This is a genomic window from Nonomuraea sp. NPDC049419, assembly GCF_040676995.1.
GTDB classification, from domain to species: Bacteria; Actinomycetota; Actinomycetes; order Streptosporangiales; family Streptosporangiaceae; genus Nonomuraea; species Nonomuraea salmonea.
Genome location: NZ_JBFAQB010000034.1, coordinates 1 through 14,873, shown reverse-complemented (window position 1 = coordinate 14,873; position 14,873 = coordinate 1). Strand labels below are relative to the sequence as shown.

15 protein-coding genes are annotated in these 14,873 nt (G+C 69.9%); 10 read left to right on the top strand and 5 right to left on the bottom strand.

What is annotated here, in order from left to right; genetic code table 11:
* The first annotated feature begins 18 nt into the window (after positions 1 to 18).
* The gene (locus AB0K12_RS46590) at positions 19 to 1,803 is read left to right on the top strand and encodes an endonuclease/exonuclease/phosphatase family protein (protein ID WP_364575465.1); all 1,785 of its coding nucleotides are present in this window, start codon (positions 19 to 21) and stop codon (positions 1,801 to 1,803) included.
* A gap of 165 nt (positions 1,804 to 1,968) precedes the next feature.
* Here the strand turns inward: AB0K12_RS46590 and AB0K12_RS46585 are convergent, their stop codons facing one another.
* Together AB0K12_RS46585 and AB0K12_RS46580 are read right to left on the bottom strand one after the other, a co-directional pair.
* Entirely contained in the window at positions 1,969 to 2,409 is a 441-nt protein-coding gene (locus AB0K12_RS46585) for a thioesterase family protein (RefSeq protein ID WP_364575463.1), read from the bottom strand.
* 2 nt (positions 2,410 to 2,411) lie between these two features.
* A complete protein-coding gene (locus AB0K12_RS46580) occupies positions 2,412 to 3,044 on the bottom strand; it encodes a helix-turn-helix domain-containing protein (RefSeq protein ID WP_364575461.1) in 633 nt (210 codons plus the stop codon).
* Positions 3,045 to 3,332: 288 nt separating this feature from the next.
* Between AB0K12_RS46580 and AB0K12_RS46575 the strand changes: the two genes are divergently transcribed.
* The 9 genes from AB0K12_RS46575 to AB0K12_RS46535 all read left to right on the top strand — a co-directional run bounded on the left by AB0K12_RS46575 (position 3,333) and on the right by AB0K12_RS46535 (position 10,871).
* A complete protein-coding gene (locus AB0K12_RS46575; RefSeq protein ID WP_364575459.1) occupies positions 3,333 to 3,470 on the top strand; it encodes a hypothetical protein in 138 nt (45 codons plus the stop codon).
* Positions 3,471 to 3,492: 22 nt separating this feature from the next.
* A complete protein-coding gene (locus AB0K12_RS46570) occupies positions 3,493 to 4,308 on the top strand; it encodes an alpha/beta fold hydrolase (protein WP_364575457.1) in 816 nt (271 codons plus the stop codon).
* Between the two features lie 4 nt (positions 4,309 to 4,312).
* Positions 4,313 to 5,098 carry a MerR family transcriptional regulator gene (locus tag AB0K12_RS46565; RefSeq protein ID WP_364575455.1) on the top strand — a complete coding sequence of 262 codons (786 nt, stop codon included), beginning with the start codon at positions 4,313 to 4,315 and terminating at the stop codon, positions 5,096 to 5,098.
* Between the two features lie 351 nt (positions 5,099 to 5,449).
* Positions 5,450 to 6,874, top strand: a complete 1,425-nt coding sequence (locus AB0K12_RS46560; protein WP_364575453.1) for a serine hydrolase domain-containing protein — start codon at positions 5,450 to 5,452, stop codon at positions 6,872 to 6,874.
* Between the two features lie 42 nt (positions 6,875 to 6,916).
* On the top strand, positions 6,917 to 7,654 hold the full coding sequence (locus tag AB0K12_RS46555) for a MerR family transcriptional regulator (RefSeq protein ID WP_364575451.1): 738 nt from the start codon (positions 6,917 to 6,919) through the stop codon (positions 7,652 to 7,654).
* 99 nt (positions 7,655 to 7,753) lie between these two features.
* On the top strand, positions 7,754 to 8,773 hold the full coding sequence (locus AB0K12_RS46550) for a hypothetical protein (RefSeq protein ID WP_364575449.1): 1,020 nt from the start codon (positions 7,754 to 7,756) through the stop codon (positions 8,771 to 8,773).
* Positions 8,770 to 9,915 (top strand): histidine kinase, encoded by a 1,146-nt coding sequence (locus AB0K12_RS46545; RefSeq protein ID WP_364575447.1) that lies wholly within the window; start codon positions 8,770 to 8,772, stop codon positions 9,913 to 9,915. The genes AB0K12_RS46550 and AB0K12_RS46545 overlap by 4 nt, the downstream gene beginning before the upstream one ends.
* Positions 9,912 to 10,517: a response regulator transcription factor gene (locus AB0K12_RS46540; RefSeq protein ID WP_364575445.1), complete on the top strand. Its 606-nt coding sequence runs from the start codon at positions 9,912 to 9,914 to the stop codon at positions 10,515 to 10,517. The genes AB0K12_RS46545 and AB0K12_RS46540 overlap by 4 nt, the downstream gene beginning before the upstream one ends.
* Positions 10,518 to 10,871, top strand: a complete 354-nt coding sequence (locus AB0K12_RS46535) for an FAD-dependent monooxygenase (protein WP_364575443.1) — start codon at positions 10,518 to 10,520, stop codon at positions 10,869 to 10,871.
* Here the strand turns inward: AB0K12_RS46535 and AB0K12_RS46530 are convergent.
* The 3 genes from AB0K12_RS46530 to AB0K12_RS46520 form a co-directional block, all read right to left on the bottom strand.
* Positions 10,813 to 12,153 (bottom strand): RICIN domain-containing protein, encoded by a 1,341-nt coding sequence (locus AB0K12_RS46530; protein ID WP_364575441.1) that lies wholly within the window; start codon positions 12,151 to 12,153, stop codon positions 10,813 to 10,815. The genes AB0K12_RS46535 and AB0K12_RS46530 overlap by 59 nt on opposite strands.
* 253 nt (positions 12,154 to 12,406) lie before the next feature.
* Entirely contained in the window at positions 12,407 to 13,807 is a 1,401-nt protein-coding gene (locus AB0K12_RS46525; protein ID WP_364575439.1) for a family 43 glycosylhydrolase, read from the bottom strand.
* Between the two features lie 76 nt (positions 13,808 to 13,883).
* Positions 13,884 to 14,582, bottom strand: a complete 699-nt coding sequence (locus tag AB0K12_RS46520) for a hypothetical protein (RefSeq protein WP_364575437.1) — start codon at positions 14,580 to 14,582, stop codon at positions 13,884 to 13,886.
* Between the last annotated feature and the right edge of the window lie 291 nt (positions 14,583 to 14,873).

The following is a 14,873-nucleotide window of genomic DNA, read 5'->3' as shown; positions in this document are numbered from 1 at the left end:
TTCCAGGAGGACACGCCCATGCGTAGATCCATCCCGCCTCTCGCCGCCGCTCTGGCCTTGACCGGGCTGCTCACCACGGCACCGGCGGCGGCCGGCGCCGCGGCCACGCCCGTGATGTACCGGCTGGAATGTGACGGGCTGCTCGCCGGCAGCACCTGCACGGCGGTCGCCACGGCCCGGCCGCGCCCGCACCACGTGCAGGAATTCACCCTCACCGTCACCAGGGGCGACCAGGTATGGGCGCGGGAGACCCTCTACAGCCGGACCGGGACCGTACGCAGCCGGCCCTTCGTCCTGCCCGCGCGCAGGCAGAGCGTGAAGCTCGACGCCTCCGTCACCACCCTGCCCGAGCAGCAGGTCGGCACCCCCGTACGGCTGATGTCCTGGAACCTGTTCGTCGGAGGCACGATCAACGGCCAGGAGAAGACGGGCGAGAATCTCCGGCAGATGATCGACTACATCAACGAGGTCGACCCCGATGTCCTGTTCGTGATCGAGGGGTACGGATCGGGGCAGAAGATCCTCGACGGGCTGAACGCCGGACGGCCGGCGGATGAGCGGTTCACCGGCGTGCGGCTCACCACGCCGGAGGACTACAGCGCCAACGGCGACAACCTGTGGCTGTACACCAAGCTCAAGGTGGAGAAGGTCTACCCGCGCTACGCGGACGCCGACATCACCTCGTTCAACCTCGGCGGCGCCCGGCTCGGCCTGCCCGACGGCAGGCACGTCCACGCCTTCAGCATGTGGACCTGGCACGAGATCTCCGCCAACTGGGACGTCCACGAGGCGGCCGTGCAGAACATCTACGGCCGGCCACGGACGAAGACCGACGCGCAACTCCTCGACGACGACCGCTTCCGCCGCGTCGCCATGGGCAGGGCCATCCTGGAGAAGGCACTGCCGTCCTTCATCGGTGACGACGACGCCCCCGTGCTCATGGGCGGCGACCTCAACGCCTGGCCGTACCTGGACTGGACCGAGCAGTTCGCCGGCGCGCGCGGGCACGCGGGCCTGGTGCTGCCCTGGCCGTTGACCAAGATGTTCGCCGACTCCGGCTTCGTCGACACCTTCCGCCACGCCAACCCCGACGCCGGGCGCCACCCCGGCCGCACCTGGAGCCCGCAGAGCGGCTATCGCTCCGCGCCCGCCCGCATCGACTACATCTTCACCCGCGGCAAGGACGTCCGCGTCCTCGGCTCCCGCATCGACGACCGCCGCCTGCCCCGCCATCAGGGCAGCGCCCTCGACCAGGCCTACCCGTTCTACTCCGACCACAGCGCGGTGGTCACCGACGTGGTGATCCGCGGCAGGGGAACGGGCCCCGACCGGCCCGCCGTGGCCGACGAGCCCGAGGACGCCCCCGGCGGCTGGCCTTCTCCTCCGGAGGGCACCCCGGTGCCTCCGGCTGAGCTCAGCGCGACGGCCACCGTCTCCAAACCCGGCACCGGCGACCCGGCCAGGGCGGTCGACGGCGACCCCTTCACCGACTACCGCTCCGGCGTCGCGCCGCAGCCGCACACCATCACGGTAGACCTCGGACGGGTGCGGAACCTGTCCGCGGTCAGGTTCCAGCCCACGCTGGCGTACGACATGAGCGGCACCGTCGAGCGGGGCGTCGTGCAGGTGAGCGAGGACGGCACGACGTTCAGGGACGTCGAGCGGGTCGAGTGGCCGCGCATGTCGGCTCCCCACGACGTCGACATGAAGGGGGTCTCGGCCAGGTACCTGCGGTTGCGCGTGGACTACGGCATGGGCGGGGCCTCCACGCTCGCCGAGATCATCCCGTACGAGACCTCCTGACGGCGGAACGCTCCCGCCCCCTGTCACGGGAGCACCAGGCTCCACCCGCACCAGGGCCACCGCACGTGCGGTGGCGACCGTACGAACGCCTGGAGATCGTCTGCCGCACGCCACACCGACAGCGACCCGGCCCGGCGTCCGCCGGGCCGGCGATCCAGCGGGACCTCAGCATGCCGCCGCCGTTCGGCGGACCAGGGGTGCGGCGGCGGCCCGCAGCTCGTCGCTGAACGGCGCGGGCCGCAAGGTGGCCGGGTCCAGATTGACGTTGACGCGATAGCCCTCGGCGTGCGCCACCGCGCGATCGGCCGACAGCACGCGGAAGCCGTAGACGCCGCTGGTGCGGCCCATGCGCTCCATCCAGAAGTGCACCAGCGGCTCGCCCGCCCCTGCGATGGGCACGTGGTAGGTCACCTTGAACTCGCGTACGGCCAGGAAAACGTCCTTGAACGCCGACCTGGCCGGATCCGGCGCCCAGCCCAGGCGCTGCCAGTACGTGCTGATCGCCCGCTCGACCAGCAGGGCGTACCGGGAGTTGTGCAACAGGCCCATCGCATCGATATCGTCGAAATGCACCTGGACCGGTTCGTACACGCCGTCGTCAGTCATGATCAATCCTCCGGGAGAAGCGTCGGGTCGGGGCAGAGCGCTCGCAGGCGTTGCAGCACGGCGCGGCGAGCGTGAACGAGGGAGGCGGCCCCGTCGTGCAGGCGGGAGTGGATGATCACCATCTCTCCGAGGGCGTCGATCTCGTACGCGAGTTGCGCCACATCCACGCTTTCCGCCAGCTCGCCCGCTGCGATGGCCTCCGCCACCAGCCGCCGGATGAACTCCTGCCACTCGCGCATGGCGCGCGCGACCCGATCGCGCACCGCGCCGGGGCGGTCGTCGAACTCGGCCTGGACGGTGAAGAAGAAGCACCCGCCGGGAAGCACGCCCTCGCCGTAGAACGTCAGCCGCGCCTCGTGCAACGCGAACAACCGCCGCACCCCGGCCGGAGCCCGCATGGCGGGCGCCACCACCCGTTCAGCCCATTGGCGGGCGGCCCAGTCCACGGCATCGAGCTGTAGTTGCTCCTTGCCGCGCCAATGAGCAAAAAATCCGGACTTGCTGGTGCCGGTTGCCGTCGCCAGCCGCCCCAGCGAGAGGCCGTCCAACCCCTCGACTGAGGCCAGGCCCACCGCCTGTTCCAGGATCGCCTCGCGGCTGCGCAACCCGCGCAGCCGCCGGCCGTCTTGTGCCATGCGCCCAAACTATCTTAACGACCGATCGTTTGTATAGTTGCGTGACGTTCAGCCCGCGCGACAGCTCGGCCGCGGTGAGCCTGCCGTCCTCGCTCAGCCACAGGCCGATGAGCACGCGCGCCACCATTTTCGGCAGGCCCATCCCGCGAGGCCGGCCGCGATGCGTGCTCCGTCGGCATGCGAACCGTTATGTACGAGTGTGGTTGTTCCAGCCACTCGCTGGGTCAGCCTTGCTCCTGTGGTCTGGTCGATGCCCGCGAGCATGGCGGCCTGCCAGTCGTAGTCCTCGTGGCATTCCTCGAAGTCAACGAAGAAGTCTGTCATCGCCTGCAGCGGCGCTCACCCGATGCCGATGCGGCGATGCAGGTCAATGCCTTCGTCGAGGCCGCCGGAACTCGATCCGGTGGCCTCGCGGGTCCGCCTTGACCTTGACCCGAGGTCAAGGCGGATGCTGACCCGCATGACGCATTCACACGCTTCCTCATGGACCGGCATGGTGGCCGTCGACGACACGGCCCTGGCGGTCACCGATACCCGCGGCCCCGGCCAGGCCGTCGTGTATCTCAACGGCTCCTATGCCAGCCAGCGCTCCTGGCGACGGGTGATCGCCGAACTCGGCCCCCAGTGGCGACACCTCACCTACGACGAGCGCGCCCGCGGCAAGTCGAAGCGATCGGCCGACTACTCCTTCGAGGGCTGTCTGCGCGACGTCGACGTGGTCATCGAGGCGACCGGGGTGGAGCGGCCGCTACTGGTCGGCTGGTCCTATGGTGCGGCGCTGGCGGTGCACTGGGCCGATCACAACCCCGACCGGATCGCCGGCGTGGTCTCGGTCGACGGCGCGGTCCCCTGGGGGCTGACCGGAGAGGAGAACCGGGAGCGGATCCGGCGGGCGTTTCGCAACATGCGTCTGGGCCTGCCGCTCGCGCGCCCCTTCGGCCTGGCCGCCTCGATGAGTGCCGCTCAGCACGCCCAGGTCAACATCGAGATCAACGAGGTATGCGCCGCCCTCGAACCCGTCCTGGACCGGCTGTCCTGCCCGGTGCGCTATATCCTGGCCTCCGGAGCCAACCTCGGCGGCGGCGCGGAGGAGATGGAGCAGATGCGCGCCTCTCTCGATCCGGTGCTCCACCGCAACCCCAACCTGCGGGTCAGCACCAAGGTCAAGAGCAACCACACCCAGATCCTGCGCAAGGACTTCCGAGCGATCGCCGCCGCGGTGCGAGAGACCGCCGCCGCCGCGCAGGCGCGAAAGGATCGCTGAACCCATGGCCGCAGGGGTGACCATCGGCCAGGCGGCCGCGTTCGCCGGCATCACGATCAAAACGGTGCGGCATTACCACAAGCTCGGGCTGGTGGAGGAGCCCGCGCGCGACAGTTCGGGGTACCGACGCTATGGCTCGGCCGAGCTGTTGAGACTGGTGCAGGTCAAAACGCTGGCCGGCGCCGGGGTGCCGCTGGCCGACATCGGTCCGCTGCTGGACTGCGACGCCGCGCCGTTCGCCGCGGCGCTCGCCGACGTCGAGCAGCACCTCACCGCCCGGATCGCCGCGCTGGCCGCGCAGAGGGACATGCTCAACCGGCTCACCAGCGGCGACCGGACCTTGCTGCCCGACCGCGCCGTGGCGATGCTGGAGGCGATGCCGACCCTCGGCTTCACCCCGGAGGACGTACGCACCGCCCGGGAATCCTTCGTCCTGGCCAAGGCCCTGGTCCCCGAAGGCTTCGAGGACTACCTCGCCGACATCGAACACGCGCTGCGCAACCCCCGCTTCGTGGAGCTGACCAAGCGCAGCGCCGAAGTCATCGGCTGGGCACCGGATGATCCCCGCGTTGTGGAGCTGGCCACCGACATGGCCGAGCACTACCTCGCCCACCCCGACCACCTCAGGATCGTGACCGGTCTGCAAGCCCATACCGAGACCGCGACCCGCTACCGGTTGATCGCCCACCACGGCGAAGAACGCGACTCCGCCGCGGCCCGCCTGGCCTCGCTCGTCGAAGCGCGGCTCCGCGCCGGCGGTATCGACATCCCCCGACCGGATCTAGGCTGAGACCCACCGGAGCCGTTGGCGAAGAGCCCGTTCCCCGGGCCGCCGCGGCTCGGAGAACGGGCCCGGAGAACGGGCCCGGAGAACAGGCTCGGGGAACGGGCTCTCTCACCAACGATCGTCTGTGAGAGTTATGCCCGTGCAGCAGGTGTTCCGGGAGACCAAGAAGCGCGGCTACGCCGGACCGGTTGCGCGACAGCGACACCAGCCGGTGCAGGAGTTCCTCTGTCCGGCTCTGGTCTCCTCGTCCTCGCCATCCATGCAAGACGGACGCCCCAGGCCGCACGAGCTCCCCGACTTTCTTCTGTTCCGGGTTTGACCTTGCCCCAGGGGCAAGGTTCGAGGATGCTCTGCATGAACAACAACGCACTGCACACCGTCGAGGCCCAGATCCGCGAGCAGGCCGCCGCCTTCTGCAAGTCCGACAACGTGCCCGGGTTCGTCGCCGGCGTCTATCACGCCGGCGAGCAGATCGTCGTCGCCCACGGCACCGCGAACGTCGCCACCGGCGCGCCGATGCGCGAAGACACCGGGTTCCTGTTCGGCTCTGTCACCAAGGTGTTGACCACCACCCTGGTCCTGCGGCAGGTCGACCGTGGGCTGCTGGACCTCGACACGCCGGTGGTGACGTACCTTCCCGAGTTCGCTCTGTCCGTCCCAGGTGCGGCGGACAAGATCCTGGTCCGGCACCTGATCTCGCACACCAGCGGCATCGACGCGGACCTGTTCTTCCCCCACGACAAGGGGCGCGACGCGCTGAAGAGCTACGTCAAGGGGCTCGCGAGCAGCTGCGGCAGCCTGTTCGAAGCCGGCGAGCAGCTCAGCTACTCCAACGGCGGCATGATCGTCGCGGGCCGCCTGCTGGAAGTGGTGACCGGCACGCCGTTCCACGACCTGCTCGCAGCCGAGATCTACGCACCCGCCGGCATGCATGACTCCAGCACCTCAGCCGAGCAGGCCATCCTGCGCAGCACGGCCATCGGCCACTTCCTGGACCCCGAGACCATGGCGGCCAAGCCCACCGGCATGTTCATGCTGCCCGACACCTGGGGGCCGGCCGGTAGCACACCGATCGGCACCATCGCCGACCTGCTCGCCTTCGGGCGTACTCACCTGGCGGGCGGGGTGTCTCCCTCTGGCACGCGCGTCCTGTCGGCAGCGTCGACCGCGCTGATGCAGCAGGTGTCGTACGACATGCGGACCCCGAACGTCCCGCCCATGGGCCTGGGCTGGGTGCGCTACCCGTTCGGCGACACCACCGTCCTGGCCATGTCCGGCGCGTCGCCCGGCGGCGTGTCCATCCTGTGCGTCGTGCCCGAACACGACCTGGTCTTCACCGCCTACGGCAACACCCCAGGGGCGATCATGCTGCAGGACCAGATCCTGCAATGGCTGCTGAGCGAGCACCTCGGCGTCCAGATCCCCGCGCTGGTCACCGCGGTCGGGCAGGACGTCGACCTTACTCCCTACGCCGGCACCTACCGCTCCGACCAGCTCCGCATCGACGTCAGCATCGTCGACGGCCAGCTCGAGGAGCGGACGACCTACGAACCGGCGGACGAATCGCAGGAGCGGATCTTCACCGAGTTCGCCGGTGGCGCGACCTCCGCCCCGCCTCAGCGCTACGTGCCGATCCGGCCCGGCCTCTTCGCGCCCGCCGGATACCCGCTGGAGAGCTTCGACGGATACCTGCGGCTGCTGCTCGTCTCCTACCACGGCATCCGCGACGGCCAGGCACGCTTCCGCAACGGCGGCGGCCGCCTGGCCCGACGAGCCTGACCGTTGCGAACGAAGTGACCGCCCAGTGGAAGGATGTCCAGCATGCTCACGATCGGGCAGCTCGCGGACTACGCCGGAGTGACCACCAAAGCCATCCGCCACTATCACGAGCGCGGCCTGCTCGCCGAGCCCGGCCGCGACTCCTCCGGCTACCGGCGCTACACCGCCAAAGATGCCATCGACCTCGTCAAGATCAGGACCCTGGCCCATGCGGGCGTGCCACTGACCCGCATCAAAGACCTTCTTGACGCCGACCCGGACACGCTCACGGCAGCCATCGCCGAGATCGACCACAAGCTCCAGGACCGCATCGCGCAGCTGGGGCGAACCCGCGATCACCTCGCCCAGCTGCGCGGCGGCGACCGGCTTTTCGTCGCTCCGGAGGTCGCCGACCATCTCGACGACCTGCGACGGCTCGGCGTCAGCGAACGCCAGATCACCCTGGAACGCGACGGCTGGATCCTCATGCGAACCGCCTCACCCGAGGACGCCTCCCTATGGATCGCCGAAAAGCGCGAACTCATGGCCGATCCCGAGTTCCGCGCCCTCTACCTCGAACACGACGCCGCCTACGACTGGCCGCCGGACGACCCCCGCCTCCCCGCCCTCGCGGACCGTACCCGGAACTGGTTCACCGACCACCACAGTCGATCCGAGACCCGCCCCGTCGCCAACCCGGCCATCGCCCGATTGGCCGCGCAATCCCAACCCGGAGCCTCATCCCCGGCATGGGACCGTCTCGCCCGACTCATGGAAGGCCAGCCGCTCGAAAGTCACTGAAGACCTTGCTCCGCCCCACCCAGCGGACCGGCTGGACACCCGGCCCCATCGCCGGCGTAGCCCTGGTCGGCCAGGGAACGTGGACGGGGGATCCGGCTGGTGGCCATGTGGCGATCCGACCGCGCCGTCCGGCTCGCGCCGGTCGGCGCGGTCGCGTGCGCGGGCCTGCTGCCCCTGCTGCAGGTGGCGCTGGCCTTCAGCTACCCGGACAACGACGTCCGCACCGGGTTGTGGAGCCTCGCGGTGACCGTGGTGTACCTGCCCCTGCACCTGCGTCACGTCTGGTACGCGGCCCGCAGCGTACGCCTGCCGGCAGGCGGGTGGACGTTCGCGGCGATGGCCGCTGCCATCCTCGCCGCCACCCCGCTCGCGGGGAACACGTGGCCGCGCGCCTACGCGGGCCTGGCCGCGTCGGCGGTCCTGGTCCTTCCCGGCCCGTGGTCATTCGTGGTCTATCTGTCGCTGGCGATCGCGGCCGCGCCCGCGTCCCTGCTGCTCGGCCTGCCGTGGAACGCCGCGCCGTGGCTCACCCTGTCGGTGCTGTCCGGTGGCGGCGCCGTACTGCTGCTGGTCTGGCTGTCGGCCGCGCTCGTCCGCCTGCAGTCGGCCAGGCAGGTGCTCGCCCAGCAGGCGGTCGCGCAGGAACGGTGCCGCATCGACGACGACCTGCGCAGGACGCTCGGCACCGCTCTGGAGTCCCTCGCGGCGCGCGGTGCCCGCGCTGCCGACCTGCTGCAGACCCCGCCCGGCAGGCGGGCCGAGCTGGTGGCGGAGCTGTCCGGGCTGGCCGACGATTCGCGGCGCACGCTCGCTGAGGCCAGGCAGCGGGTGCGCGGGTACCGCAGGCCGTCCCTGCGGGCCGAGCTCGACACGGCCGCCACGCTGCTGTCCGCGGCCGGGATCGAGACCCGGCTGCGGCTGCCCCGCACGGGCATCCCCGACACGATCGCGCCGGAGCCCCGGGCGGCGCGGCGCGCGACGGTCACCCGCCTGCTCGGCTCCGAAGGAGTGAGCGCCTGCACGATCACGGCCGCGGTCTCGACGGACGGCGTACGCCTTGAGGTGCGCGCCGACGGCGTCGCGGAAACCATCGACGTGCAGACCGAAGGACGCCCATGATCCCGCCGATCGCGCCGCGGTGGGTGTCGCGGCATCCCCTCTGGCCGCTGATCGCCCTGCAGGTGCTGCTCGCCGTACAGGTGCCCGTCTACACGACCCTCGGCATGGACGGCCCGGCGGGGAACCCCGTCGCGGCCACCGTCGCCGTGGCCTTGGTGCTCTTCCTGAGCCTGCGGCACAGCCTGGCCGCCGCCAGGGGCGAACGCCCCGCGGGCTGGCCCTGGACCCTGGCCGCGCTCGTCGTGCTGGCAAACGTCCCGCTGTGGTGGGTCGGTTCGAACTGGCAGGCCGTCACCGCCTTCTCCCTTGCCTCCATCGTGATGCTGCTGCACGGCCGGCTGATGCTGGTCGCAGCCACGTTGCAGCTCCTGCTCAACCCGGTGAAGGAGGTGACCTCCATGCTGGGTGACAGTGCCTACACCACCCCTCGGGCCCTCTTCCTGGGCGCGTACGCCCTGTTCGGCCTCATCCTGTACGCCAGCACGCTGATCGGCGGCGCCTTCCTGGTCCGGTTGCTGGCCGAGCTGGAGGCCGCCCGCACCGAGCTGGCCGCCACCGCCGTCGGCGAGGAACGCATCCGCGTCTCCCGCGACCTGCACGACCTGCTCGGCCAGAGCCTGTCGGCCATCTCCCTCAAGGGCGACCTGGCCCTGCGCCTGCTCGCGAAGGACACCGCCGCCACCCGCGCCGAGATCGAAAGCCTGACCGAGGTCGCCAGGGACGCGCTCAGGGACATACGCGCGATCACGCGCGACGAGCACTCGGTGTCGCTGCGCACCGAGATCGATGGCGCCGCCGCCCTGCTCGGCGCCGCCGGCGTCGACATCCGCGTGGATGTGGCCGACCTGCCACCACTGTCCGGTCCCGCCCAGAACGCGCTGGCCTGGGCGATCCGCGAGGGCACCACCAACCTGCTACGGCACAGCGACGCCCGCACCTGCACGATCACCTTGACCCGCGGCCAGGGCGCGGTACGGCTGGACATCGTCAACGACGGCGCCCAGCCGCCCTCGACGCCCTCGCCGGGCACCGGGCTCTCCGGGCTGGCCGAGCGGGCCCGCGCCGCCTCCGGCACCTGGCTCACCACCGCGCACGACGGTCGGTTCCTGCTGTCGGTCGAAGTCCCCGAGGAGGTCGCATGATCCGCGTACTGATCGCCGAGGACATGCACATGATCCGCTCAGCGCTGGTCGCCCTGCTGTCGCTGGAGGACGACATGGAGGTCGTCGCCGAGGTCGAACGCGGCGACGAGGTCCTGGCCACCGCCCTGCGCGTGCGGCCGGATGTCGCGGTGCTGGACATCGACATGCCGGGGCTGGACGGGCTGTCGGCAGCGGAGCAACTGTCCGCGCGGCTTCCCGGCTGCCGCACGCTCGTCCTCACCGGGCTCAGCCAGCCGGGCAACCTGCTGCGCGCGCTGAAGGTGCACGTGAAGGGCTTCATCGTGAAGGACGCCCCGGCGAAGACCCTCACCGACGGCATCAGGCGCATAGCGGCAGGGGAGCGGGTGATCGACCCCGAGCTGGTCGCCGCCGCGCTCGAGACGGGCAGCAGCCCGCTGACCGCTCGTGAGACGGAGGTACTGCGCGCGGCGGCGAGCGGTATCCGCGTCGCCCAGATCGCCACCCAGCTCTCGCTATCGCAGACCACCGTGCGCAACTACCTGTCCAACGCCATCGGCAAGGTCGGCGGGCGCAACCGCATCGACGCGATCCGCATCTGCCGCGACGCGGGCTGGCTGTAGGTGGCAGAACCGCGGCGGCGGCCGCGGCCGACGGCGGCCATCCTGACAACGAGGCCCCCTGGCGACGCCGCGCACCTGGTGCCGATCTTCGGCGTCCGCGGCATGAACTCGGCCATCGACGACACCCACAACCTCGCCTGGAAGCCGGCCTTCGTCACACGCGGCGCCGCCTGCGGGAATGAACCTGGCTGGTTTCCCGATCCGTCCGGCTCACGGCACCGAGCGCACAGTACGCGCTCGGCGCCGGAGGGCGTGAGGGCCGTACCGCGGATCCGCGGTCACGCCGAGACGACCGTCAGACGGCCGTACGCGACCACTGCTGGTTGGTGCCGGTGTTGCACGGATACTGCTTGAGGATCACGCCGTCCGCGGTCGATGCGGACGGTACGTCCACGCATTTGCTGCTGTGTCGTGCCCGGAGCTGGAAGTAGCCGCCGGCGGCGACCATCTGGAACTGCTGGTTGGTGCCGGTGCCGCAGGTGTACTGGATGAGCTCGGCACCGTCGGAGGTCGAGGCGCTCACCACGTCGAGGCACTTTCCGCTGTGGCGGCTGATGAGGCGCCAGTAGCCGCTGCCGGCGTCCTGGAACTGCCACTGCTGCCACGCGTTGCCGCCGTACGTGTACTGGCCGACGCGCGCGCCGTTGTCGGTGTTCGGTTGTTGGACGTCCATGGCCTTGCCGCTGTGGCGCACGTTGATCCTGTAGGTGGAGTCGCCGCCGCCGATGGTGTCGCCCCAGGCATACCGGATCCGGTCGGCGCCGGAGGTGTTGCGGACGGTCAAGTTGAGATCGGTGCCGCTGCCGCTCAGGGCGTACATCGAGTACCAGTCGTAGCCGATGTCGCCCGGCTTGCCGCCGAGGGCGGGCCAGTAGGTGCCGCCCATCTGGTTGTCGCGCATGACCTGGGCCATGGCGCGGATGTGGCGCACGAAGTTGTCGGTGCTGCCCGCGTCGCCGTAGTCGAGGCCGGTGGACATCGGCGCGCCGAACTCGGTCGCGACCGCGCGGGAGGCGCAGTTGCCCAGGCGGGTCTGGATGTGGCTGCGGAAGGCGTCGTAGGTCATCGCGCTGTAGAAGAAGGCGTAGTGGTGGAAGGACAGCAGCGTCGAGTTGAAGCGGCTGTCGTTGCAGATGTCGCGCAGGTCCTGGCTGTAGCCGGTGCCGCCGATGAGCACCCGGCCGGGCACTGCCGAGGTGTGATGGCTGAGCCAGTTCGCTGCGACGTTGCGCCATTCCGCCGATGTGTAGCCGTGCGGCTCGTTCATCGGCTCGAAGTAGACGTTGCTGTTCGAGCCGTACGTGTTGGTCACGCTGGACCACATCGTGTTCCATGCGGCGAGGTTCGTGATCCTGCCGCCGGAGGCGGCGCCGTCCTCCCAGTAGGCGAGGATGACCTTGAATCCACGGGCGGTGGCGGCGTCAATGGCGCCGCGGTAGGCGTTCCACCAGGTCGTGTTGGCCACGGTGTGAGTGTTGATAGGCAGCCGGACGGTGTTGACGCCCATGGTGGCGGCCATGTCGTCGTAGAGGGCGTTGGCCTTGGCCCGTACTGTCGCGTTGCTGTCGGACTGGCTCAGGCCCTGCACGACGAGCGTGCCGGTGCTGAAGTTGTCACCCAGCACGGCCCAGTTCATGCCTCGGAATTGGCTGGTGGCGGCATCGGCCGGCGGCGCGGAGACGACGAGGCCTGCCACTGCGGCGAGCGCGGTCACCACAAGGGCGATCAGTAACCGGCGCGACCACCGGGTGCTCCGCGGCGGTCCTGATAAGAGACCATCAGACGCCGTGATCAGTACCATGAAATGTCCCATCACTAGATCTGAATTCCTGGGTCTAACCTCGCTATGCGGCTCCATCTGGCCGCATGATGAATCGCCATCCCCAGGCTCAGAGGGGCGGCACGATCGGACGGATCATTCCGTCTGCGGCGAACTCCATCCGGTCGACGGCCACCTCCCTGTTGGTCCCGTTCCCCGCCGGCACGGCGAACCGGTGATAGGCGATGTACCACGTGTCGGTGCCGGGCATGCGGACGACCGAATGGTGCCCGGTGCCCTTGATTCCGGCCTCCAGCCGCTTCTGCAGCACCACGCCGCGCTTGGTCCACGGTCCCAGCGGGCTCGACCCGGTCGCATACGCCACGCGATAGTCCTCGCTGCGGGTGTCGTTCTCCGACCACATGAGGTAGTAGATCCCGCCGCGTTTGAACACGAACGGCGCTTCGTTGTAGCCCGATGGGGTGATCGTCCGTACGTGCGCTGGGTCGAAGGAGGTCATGTCGCTGTTCAGCGGCACGACGCGGGCGACGCCCTGCCCCCAGTAGAGGTATGAGCGGCCGTCGTCGTCGGTGAAGACCATCGGATCGATCGCCTGGCCGGAGTACTGGCCGGCGGCGATGAGCGGCCGTCCGAGCGCGTCCCGGAACGGGCCCGTCGGCGAGTCGGAGACCGCGACGCCCAGCTGCTTGGCGGTGTTCCCGGTGGCGGCGCCGCCGCTGAAGTACAGGTAGTAGCGGCCATTGGCCGCCGCGACAGCCGGGGCCCAGGCCGATTCGTCTGCCCAGGACACGTCGGGGCCGTGATCCAGGGCAACGCCGTGGTCGGTCCAGGTCACCAGGTCGGCGGAGGAGAATGCCTTGTAGTAAGTGCCGCGCCAGCCCGCGTAGCCGTCGGTCGTCGCGTACAGGTAGTAGCGGCCGTTGATCGCGGTGACGTGCGGGTCGGCGAACAGGCCGGGGATCACCGGGTTCCGGTTGGTCTTGGGCGCCCAGGGCGCGGCGATCCGGAACGAGCTGTCCGCGAGGAAGGTCGCGGTGTCCTGGTACGGGTCCAGCCAGAGCCCGAAGTCGCGGTGCCTGATCCGCCGGTTCGGATAGTTGTAGGAGGTCAGCGACGTCGATCCGGCGACGGAACCGTCGACGGCGCAGAACGTGGCGTCAGCCCGGAACGTCGCGTCGCCGGTGTTGGCGTCCACACGCAGCCGCCAGTCGCGGTGCCGCAGAAATCGGCCGTCCTTGGTCTGGAAGGAGTAGCAGGAGGGCATGGCCAGGCCGTTCACGATGGTGAAGGTCGCGTCGAGCTTGGTTTGGGTCGTGGCGGCCGAGGTGACCGGGTCGACGCGGCCGAGCGCGTCGGCGTGCCGGACGTACCGGCCGGGGTAGTTGACCGTCTCCAAGGACCGGGCGCCGGTCGGCAGCGTCGCGGCGAGCGCCGGAGCGGCCATGGTCACTAGGTCAAAGCAGGCCAGAACGAGCGCGGCCGTGGCGGCCGCCCATCTGCTCACCGTCATGCGTGCCTCTTTCCGAGCACCATCGATGTCAGGGCTGTCACTCTTGGGTGGAGAGTCGATTCATCATCCGGCCAGGTCAGGCGTCGTCATAGGGATCGGCGACCGCGCCGCCGCGCGGGTCGAGCCGTTGACGGGTGATCACACGGGTGGGACGCTCGGCGTGTCGAGCGGGGTTGCCCATGTCCTCGCAGGACTGCGGGTTGGCGGAGATGATCCGGCCGTCGGGCCAGGAGGTCAGCAGGCCATGGGTGATCATGCCGCCCAGGGAGTGGCCCGAGACTCCGACGCCGATGCCGGTGTCGATGTGCCCGGCCAGCGGTCCGCTCGTGTTGAGGGCGAGGGTCTGGGTGAGGATCTGCGAGACGTCCTTGGAGGTGTTGCCGTTTCTGACGTCGTCGAAGGTGTGGTTGAAGTGCGGGGCGGGGACGATGAAGCCCGCCGCGGCCAGGGCCCGGATGATGAACAGGGAGTTCTGCGGGCTGCTTTGAAAGCCGTGGGTGAAGTTGTAGACGGGGAAGACACCGTCGGCGACCGGGGCGTTGGTCACCGGGTTGCCGCCGGGGGTGCCGGTGGCGGGGTAGTAGACGTAGGTGGTGCACGGGCGGCTGCCGCGGGTCCAGTCATACCGGCGCACGCCGACCGCGAACGGCGTGGTCGGCGCCGTGTCCAGCGGCCCGACGGCGGCGAGTCCCTGCCTCGCGCCGAGCAGGGACAGGCCGAGGCCTGCCGCTCCGGCCGCGCTCACGCTGAGGAATGTCCGCCGTTGCATGGTCATGGATGACTCCTTGGGTGCGGGGACGGCTGTAGCGATTGGAGTTCGGTTGGGTCCGTTGCCGGGTGCGTCCAGTCGGCGCCGGAGTTGTTGATGCCGGGTTCCAGCCGTTGCCCGGTACGGCGTGCTGGGCGGGCCCGCGGTAGGGAGTTCGATGGCTCCCGCGTCGTGAGCCCGCACACCGCGGCGCCGCGGACATCCTCCTGAACCGCTCGTGGTGAGGAGTCAGCCGGTCGTGGCGCCGAGGTCGAGGTAGTCGATGTTGGGCAGTCCGGCTGCGGTGGCCGGGTTCCA